The organism is Enterobacter cloacae complex sp. GF14B, from assembly GCF_004136805.1.
Taxonomy (GTDB): Bacteria; Pseudomonadota; Gammaproteobacteria; order Enterobacterales; family Enterobacteriaceae; genus Enterobacter; species Enterobacter hormaechei_C.
The window spans coordinates 1-7,419 of record NZ_QFRV01000124.1; the positions used below are offsets into that span (position 1 = coordinate 1).

Annotated in this window: 8 protein-coding genes; 2 read left to right on the forward strand and 6 right to left on the reverse strand. The window is 60.7% G+C overall.

Going from position 1 to position 7,419, the window contains the following annotated elements; genetic code table 11:
- The coding region (locus DD606_RS23015) for a LacI family DNA-binding transcriptional regulator (protein ID WP_139158340.1) at positions 1–689 on the reverse strand (689 nt) is incomplete at its 3' end.
- Positions 690–903: 214 nt separating this feature from the next.
- On the opposite strand from DD606_RS23015, the gene ascF reads away from it, so the two are divergent.
- Positions 904–2,355, forward strand: coding sequence for a PTS cellobiose/arbutin/salicin transporter subunit IIBC (ascF, locus tag DD606_RS23020; RefSeq protein WP_023314719.1), 1,452 nt, complete (start codon positions 904–906; stop codon positions 2,353–2,355).
- Between the two features lie 18 nt (positions 2,356–2,373).
- The gene (locus DD606_RS23025; protein WP_129259211.1) at positions 2,374–3,798 is read left to right on the forward strand and encodes a 6-phospho-beta-glucosidase; all 1,425 of its coding nucleotides are present in this window, start codon (positions 2,374–2,376) and stop codon (positions 3,796–3,798) included.
- Positions 3,799–3,886: 88 nt separating this feature from the next.
- Here the strand turns inward: DD606_RS23025 and hycI are convergent, their stop codons facing one another.
- The 5 genes from hycI to hycE all read right to left on the reverse strand — a co-directional run.
- Positions 3,887–4,342: a hydrogenase maturation peptidase HycI gene (gene hycI / locus DD606_RS23030; RefSeq protein ID WP_003862145.1), complete on the reverse strand. Its 456-nt coding sequence runs from the start codon at positions 4,340–4,342 to the stop codon at positions 3,887–3,889.
- Positions 4,335–4,745 carry a formate hydrogenlyase maturation HycH family protein gene (locus DD606_RS23035; protein ID WP_003862143.1) on the reverse strand — a complete coding sequence of 137 codons (411 nt, stop codon included), beginning with the start codon at positions 4,743–4,745 and terminating at the stop codon, positions 4,335–4,337. Before DD606_RS23035 ends, hycI begins: the two co-directional genes overlap by 8 nt.
- Positions 4,742–5,509, reverse strand: a complete 768-nt coding sequence (locus tag DD606_RS23040) for an NADH-quinone oxidoreductase subunit B family protein (protein ID WP_003862141.1) — start codon at positions 5,507–5,509, stop codon at positions 4,742–4,744. The genes DD606_RS23035 and DD606_RS23040 overlap by 4 nt, the downstream gene beginning before the upstream one ends.
- Positions 5,509–6,051 (reverse strand): formate hydrogenlyase complex iron-sulfur subunit, encoded by a 543-nt coding sequence (locus DD606_RS23045; protein ID WP_129259213.1) that lies wholly within the window; start codon positions 6,049–6,051, stop codon positions 5,509–5,511. Before DD606_RS23045 ends, DD606_RS23040 begins: the two co-directional genes overlap by 1 nt.
- 9 nt (positions 6,052–6,060) lie before the next feature.
- A partial coding sequence (hycE, locus tag DD606_RS23050) for a formate hydrogenlyase subunit HycE (RefSeq protein WP_129259215.1) occupies positions 6,061–7,419 on the reverse strand: 1,359 nt, incomplete at its 5' end.

Genomic DNA, 7,419 nt, shown 5'->3' on the forward strand with positions numbered 1-7,419 from the left:
GCCGCCGCGCCGCTGGCCGGGCTCCACTTCCCTTCGGCGATCAGCGCGTCACGAACTGCAATCCCGTGCTGCGCCAGCGCGTCCTTGTAGCCGGAAAGACGCTCCACCCCGGTGGGGGAATCCAGCGAACCGGTGATAAACGCAATCTCCCGGTGGCCTTTCGCGATCAGCTGCGATACCGCGTCCTGACACGACGCTTTATGATCGGACCAGACGCTGTGGCTGCTGTTTTTCCGCAAACGGCGGTTGAGCACCATAATCGGCTGCTCGCATTTCTCAATAATTTCGTCCAGCGCTTCCACGCTCAGAAAACGCGGGTAGATGATTACCGCGTCGCAGCGCATGTCGAGCAGGTACTGGATCGCCTCGCGCTCCTCTTCGGCGCTGTGCTTGCCGTCCGCCAGGATCAGCTGACGCCCCTTCTCTTCCGTCATCCGCGCGGCGTTAAACAGCAGCTCGCTAAAGTAGACCCCATGGTACAGGGTGTTTGTCACCACCAGCCCCAGGGTCTGGGTGCGTTTGGTCGCCAGGTTTCGCGCCAGCAGATTGGGGCGATACCCACTCTCTTCGATGGCCTGAAACACGCGGTCTTTCGTCTCCTGGCTGACGTAACCGTTCCCCGACAGCACCCGGGAGACCGTCGCTTTCGACACGCCTGCCCGCTTCGCCACTTCCAGCATGGTGGTCATAGTGTTATTCCATTCAAAACCGATGAGCCGCAGTGTACTTCACCGCAGAAAAATTGTCGCAGCGGCGTTATCACGCTTTTTACGGCCACGAGTGATCGTCATCACGAAACGAAAAAATGCATAAAAAGTGGTCTTGTTTCATTAAAAGAAACTCATGATGATTATGTGAAACCGGTTTCCTACACTTCTCACAACGATAACAGGATCACATCCGATGGCAAAAAATTACGCTGCGCTGGCAAACGACGTTGTTAGCGCGCTGGGCGGTAAAGAGAACATCGTCGCCGTCACCCACTGCATGACGCGCCTGCGCTTCGTTCTGAAAGACGAAAGCCTTACCGACACCGCGCGCCTGAAAAGCATCAGCGGCGTGCTCGGCGTGGTGCGCAACGACAACCAGTGCCAGGTGATCATCGGCAACACCGTGTCCCAGGCATACCGTGAAGTGGTGAGCCTGCTGCCCGCCAACCTGCAACCTGCCGTAGCGGAAGGTCCACAGAAGCTCACGCTGCGCCGGATTGGCGCCGGGATCCTCGACGCGCTGATCGGCACTATGTCTCCGCTGATCCCGGCGATCATCGGCGGGTCGATGGTCAAGCTGCTGGCGATGATCCTTGAGATGACCGGCGTGCTGGGCAAAGGTGACCCGACGCTGACGATCCTGACCGTTATCGGCGACGGCGCGTTCTTCTTCCTGCCGCTGATGGTGGCGGCTTCCGCAGCGGTGAAGTTCAAAACCAACATGTCCCTGGCAATCGCCATCGCGGGCGTGCTGGTTCACCCGAGCTTTATCGAGCTGATGGCCAAGGCCGCGCAGGGCGAGCACGTTGAGTTCGCGTTCATTCCGGTGACGGCGGTGAAATACACCTATACCGTTATCCCGGCGCTGGTGATGACCTGGTGCCTGTCGTACATCGAACGCTGGGTGGATCGCATTACCCCGGCGGTGACGAAAAACTTCCTCAAGCCGATGCTGATCGTGCTGATTGCCGCCCCGCTCGCCATCGTGCTGATTGGCCCGCTGGGGATCTGGATCGGCAGCGCCATCTCCGCGCTGGTCTACACCATTCACGGCTATCTGGGCTGGCTCTCCGTTGCCATTATGGGCGCGCTGTGGCCGCTGCTGGTGATGACCGGGATGCACCGCGTGTTTACGCCGACCATCATCCAGACCATTGCCGAAACGGGCAAAGAAGGGATGGTGATGCCGTCGGAAATCGGCGCCAACCTGTCGCTCGGCGGTTCATCGCTGGCGGTAGCGTGGAAAACCAAAAACCCGGAGCTGCGCCAGACGGCGCTGGCCGCGGCGGCCTCCGCCATCATGGCGGGGATCTCTGAACCGGCCCTGTACGGCGTGGCGGTACGCCTGAAGCGTCCGCTGATTGCGAGTCTGATCAGCGGCTTTATCTGCGGCGCGGTGGCAGGAATGGCCGGTCTTGCCAGCCATTCGATGGCGGCGCCGGGGCTGTTTACCAGCGTGCAGTTCTTCGACCCGGCCAACCCGATGACCATCGTCTGGGTGTTTGGCGTGATGGGTTTGGCAGTGGTGCTGTCGTTTGTGTTGACCCTGCTGTTAGGGTTTGAGGATATCCCGGTAGAAGACGAAGCCGAAAAAGCACGCGCCCTGCAAACCGCACCGGTACAGAACAAAGCAGCAGAAGCATAAACTGAAAGCGAGGTAAGAATGTCTGTTTTTCCACAAGGATTTTTATGGGGCGGCGCGCTTGCCGCCAACCAGAGTGAAGGGGCTTACCGTGAAGGCGGCAAAGGACTGACGACGGTCGATATGATCCCCCACGGCGCGAATCGCCTGGCAGTGAAGCTCGGTAAGGAAAAGCGTTTCTCGCTGCGTGACGACGAGTTCTACCCGAGCCACGAGGCGATTGATTTTTACCATCGCTATAAAGAGGACATCGCCCTGATGGCGGAGATGGGCTTTACGGTGTTCCGCACCTCGATCGCCTGGAGCCGCCTCTATCCGAACGGCGACGAGCCGCTGCCGAACAAAGAAGGCATTGCCTTTTACCGCGCGGTGTTCGAGGAGTGCAAAAAGTACAACATCGAGCCGCTGGTGACCCTCTGCCACTTTGACGTGCCGATGCACCTGGTGACGGAGTACGGCTCCTGGCGCAACCGCAAGATGGTCGATTTCTTCGCCCGCTACGCCCGCACCTGCTTCGAAGAGTTTAACGGGCTGGTGAAATACTGGCTGACCTTCAACGAAATCAACATCATGCTGCACAGCCCCTTTTCCGGCGCGGGGCTGGTGTTTGAGGAAGGTGAAAACGAAGACCAGGTGAAATACCAGGCCGCGCACCACGAGCTGGTGGCGAGCGCGCTGGCGACCAAAATTGCCCACGAGGTGAACCCGGAAAATCAGGTCGGCTGCATGCTGGCGGGCGGTAACTTCTACCCCTACTCCTGCAAGCCGGAAGACGTGTGGATGGCGCTGGAGAAAGACCGCGAGAACCTGTTTTTTATCGACGTGCAGGCGCGCGGCAGCTATCCGGCCTACTCTGCCCGCGTGTTCCGCGAAAAAGGCGTCGTGATTGTGAAAGACCCGGGCGATGACGAACTGCTGAAAAATACCGTCGACTTTGTCTCGTTCAGCTACTACGCCTCGCGCTGCGCGTCGGCGGACATGAACGCGGGCAACACCAGCGCGGCGAACATCGTGAAGTCCCTGCGCAACCCGCACATTCAGGTGAGCGAGTGGGGCTGGGGTATCGACCCGCTCGGCCTGCGCATCACTATGAACATGATGTACGACCGCTACCAGAAGCCGCTGTTCCTGGTGGAAAACGGCCTCGGGGCGAAAGATGTCGTTGATGAAAACGGTGAGATTAACGACGACTACCGCATCAGCTACCTGCGCGAGCACATCCGCGCGATGGGCGACGCGATTGAGGACGGCGTTCCGCTGCTGGGCTACACCACCTGGGGCTGCATTGACCTGGTCTCGGCCTCAACCGGGGAGATGAGCAAGCGCTATGGATTTGTCTACGTCGACCGCGACGACGCCGGGAACGGCACGCTGGAACGGAAACGCAAGAAATCGTTCGGATGGTATAAGAAGGTGATTGCGAGTAACGGGGGGGATCTCGAGTAGCCTGTTGCCCTCACCCCAGCCCTCTCCCACAGGGAGAGGGAGATGGGTTTGGTAGGCCGGGTAAGGCGAAGCCGCCACCCGGCACTGCTCAGAGCGGAGAAAAACCTCCATCCCCAACCCACCCTGCAAGCCGTGAATACACCCCCTCCACCGCCTCTTTCACCGGCGGCGTCATCGGGTAATAAAACCCGACAATATCCGGCTGAATGCCCAAAAACAGCACCTCGCCCACGTCGTCTTTGATCTGATCCACCAGGTAGTTCAGCGGCATATTGTGGGTGGTCATCATAAACATCTCGGCGATGTCGTCCGGGTCAATCAGGCGGATCTCGCCGGGATTAAGCCCCATATCGGTGGCATCGACGATTAACAGCCTGTCCGGATGCAGTTCACGGATGGCGACCACGTCGTTTTCCGGCGCGCTGCCGCCGTCAATCACCACCCAGTTGCCCGGCGGGTTTGCGGCGCACAGTTCCGCCAGCAGCGGACCCGCGCCGTCGTCGCCCATCATGCTGTTGCCGACACACAGTAAAACGTCAGTCACGTAATCTCCTCACCATCAGGTAGATGGCGCTCTCCTGATGAATATCGTGCAGCATGCCGAGCAGCGTTTTGCTCCACGCCTGCTGCGCCGGGGTTTGTACGCTCAGCGCCGCGTCAAAGGCGTTAGCGAGCATCGCAATGTGGTTGGCGTCGATGACGATCTCGCCATACTTCGGCACGCCCTCCATCTTGCGCCGCGCCGTACTGCCCTCCTCCAGCGTGGCGATCCACGCCAGGTATTCCGGCCACGGGCAGGTTAACGCAGCCTCCAGGCAGTCGATCACCCCGAGGTGGTGCCCAATCGCCAGGCTGTAATAGACCACCTGCTGCGCCGCATCCGGCGTGGCATCGTTCTCATCAATAAACTTACGGCTCAGCTGGCTGAACACCACCGTTTCACTCATCGGATACGCGCCTCATCCACAATGTTGTTCAGGTTCGCCACGATCTCATTGAGACGCGGATCGTTCTCGGCCTCCAGCCAGCGCGCTACCTGATGGTCGCCCTGGCTGAGCAGACGCAGATAATCGTCGGCAATCTGGCGTCCGTAGCGGTAGCCCGCCAGCCTGCGTGCCGTGCGGTCGATCTTCACCCGCAGCGGTTGCACCATATCCGGGTGCAGGATAGTGGCTGGCTGGTTGTCCAGCTCGCCTGGCTCGCGGGCGTGGATCTTCTGCTCCAGCAGGCCGAGCGCCATGGCAAAACCGTACAGCGTGGCGGCGGGCGTCGGCGGGCAGCCCGGAATGTAGACGTCCACCGGCACGATTTTGTCGGTACCGCCCCAGACGCAGTAAAGATCGTGGAAGATGCCGCCGCTGTTGCCGCAGGCACCGTAGGAGATGCAGATTTTCGGATCCGGTGCAGACTGCCAGGCGCGTAGCGCAGGCGAGCGCATCGCGCGGGTGACCGCGCCGGTGAACAGCAGGATATCCGCGTGGCGCGGGGACGGCACCACCTTGATGCCGAAGCGCTCGGCGTCAAACAGCGGCGACAGCGTAGCGAAGATCTCAATCTCGCAGCCGTTGCAGCCACCGCAGTCCACGCGATAGACGTAGGCCGAGCGTTTGATTTTTTTCAGCAGCGACGCCTTCATGCTGGCGATGGACTCCTCCACCGTCAGCGGCACCGGAATGCCGTTAGCGTCGCGCGGGCCGAGTAAGTTTTCCATCAGCTGGCCTCTCTCATATGGCGGGTTAAATCGATGCGGTCAGACGGCAGCAGGCATTTCTGACGCTTGCACTCCGGGCAGGTTTCGAAGCTTTCACGGTGATGCTCCGCGCGGACGTCGCCGTTGTGCTTCAGCAGCGCGATGGCGTAGTCGATCTCTTTTTGCACGGCGAACGGACGCTTGCAGACGCGGCAGTTGCACAGCGCAAAGCGCGATTGCTGGAGGAAGTCCTCTTTTTTCCACACCGCCAGCTCGTACTCCTGAGACAGGCGAATGGCGACCGTCGGGCAGACCTCCTCGCAGCGGCCGCAGAAGATGCAGCGCCCGAGGTTAAACTGCCAGGCCAGCTCGCCGGTTTTCAGGTCCGTTTCCACCGTTAAGGCATTCGACGGGCAGGCGTTGACGCAGGCCGCGCAGCCGATGCACTGCTGCGGGTTGTGCTCCGGCTTGCCGCGAAAGTTTTTATCAACCGGGATCGGCTCCAGCGGATAACCGCTGGTCTGCGCGCCGGTTTTGATCACTTTTTTGATAAAGGTAAACATGGCGAATCCTTATTTCAGCGGCGAGTTCTTACGTTCGATGCTGTAGCGCTCAAGCTCTTTGTACGGCACCACCTGGCTTTTCTTCTTGCGCACGTCCACGACGGTCATGCGGTCGGTGCAGGAGTAACACGGGTCGAGGCTGCCGATGATCAGCGGCGCGTCGGAGACCGTGTTGCCGCGAAGCATGTAGCGCAGGGTTGGCCAGTTGGCGTAGGTCGCCGCACGGCAGCGCCAGCGGTAGAGCTTCTGGTTGTCGCCGGTCATGCTCCAGTGGATGTCGTCCCCGCGCGGCGCTTCGGCAAAGCCGAGGGCAAAGCGGTTTGGAATGTAGGTGAAGCCTTCCACCATCAGCGGGCCGCCCGGCAGGTTATCGAGGCCGTAGTCGATCATGTTCAGCGCGGTGAATACCTCGTTGATGCGCACCTTCAGACGGGAGATGACGTCGCAGCCCTGCTCGCTGTGCACGGTCATCGGCAGCAGGCCGTAGCCGACGAACGGGTGATCGGCGCGGGTATCGCGGGCGTGGCCGCTGGCGCGCACCATCGGACCAACGTTACTGAAGTCGCGGGCGATTTCCGGGTCAAGACGACCAATCCCGACGGTGCGCTGCTCAATGTTGGGCGTGCTGAGCAGCATATCCACCAGCTCCTGCACGTCCCGGCGCATCTGCTGCGCCAGCTGGCGGGTCTGGATCATGTCGTCTTTCAGCAGGTCGCGGCGGATCCCGCCGATCAGGTTCAGGCCGTAGGTTTTACGCGCCCCGGTAAGGATCTCCGCCATCTTCATCGACGCCTCGCGCACGCGGAAGAACTGCATAAACCCGGAGTCAAATCCGACGAAATGGCAGGCCAGGCCGAGGTTCAGCAGGTGCGAGTGCAGGCGCTCCACCTCCAGCAGAATGGCGCGGATCATCTGCGCGCGTTCCGGCACCACGATCCCCATGCCGTTTTCCACCGAGGTGGTGTAGGCGGTGCTGTGGGCAAAGCCGCAGATGCCGCACACGCGGTCAGAAAGAAACGTGACTTCGTTGTAGCCCATGCGGGTCTCCGCCAGCTTCTCCATGCCGCGGTGGACGTAGAACAGGCGGTAGTCGGCGTCGATAATGTTCTCGCCGTCGACGAACAGGCGGAAGTGGCCCGGTTCGTCAGAGGTAACGTGCAGCGGGCCAATCGGCACCACGTTATTCTTCTTGCTGCCCAGCTCGTTGATGAACTCGTAGGTTTCGCTGTCGGTGGTTGGGGCCGGGCGCTGGCGGTAGTCCATGCTGTCCTTGCGCAGCGGATAGAGTTCATCCGGCCAGTCGTCCGGCAGCACCAGGCGACGCTCGTCAGGCAGGCCAACCGGCACCAGGCCGTACATGTCGCGCAC